General features: G+C 35.9%; 1 pseudogene. It reads left to right on the top strand.

Annotated features, from left to right (window positions below):
• Nucleotides 1-449 (top strand): annotated as a pseudogene (locus tag COD11_RS16290) (IS110 family transposase); the annotation flags it as partial.

Below are 449 nucleotides of genomic sequence, written 5' to 3'. Positions count from 1 at the left end.
ACCATTTCAAGTATCTCTTCTCAAACCAAGATACAGCTTCTAACAGTACTAGATCAGGTATTTCCTGAGTATAGAGGGGTCTTTGGTGATTTATATTCGAAAGTATCTTTACAGACTCTTTCCTTGTTCCCTACTTCTGAACATGTACTAAAAACTACAGAATCTGTTTTAACCGAAAAGATTGTATCGTTATGTACAAGACGTTCTGAAAAGTGGGCAAAAGAAAAAGCACAAAAGCTTATTGAGGCAGCATTACGAAATCCATTTCAAAGCAACTTGTATGAAAGCCTTATTTTTAACTTAAAGATGTTAATTACCATTGTTCTTCAATACCAAGAGCACCTATCACAACTTGAAGCAGAAATAGATGCCCTCGCTAAAGAAATGGAAGAATATAAGATTATCCAGTCTATCCCTGGTATCGGAGGAAAGATTGCGGCAACAATCAT

Source organism: Bacillus sp. AFS040349 (genome assembly GCF_002577655.1).
Lineage (GTDB): Bacteria > Bacillota > Bacilli > Bacillales > Bacillaceae > Metabacillus.
Note: the sequence above shows the minus strand (reverse complement) of the source record. Positions and strands in the feature narration are given on the sequence as shown.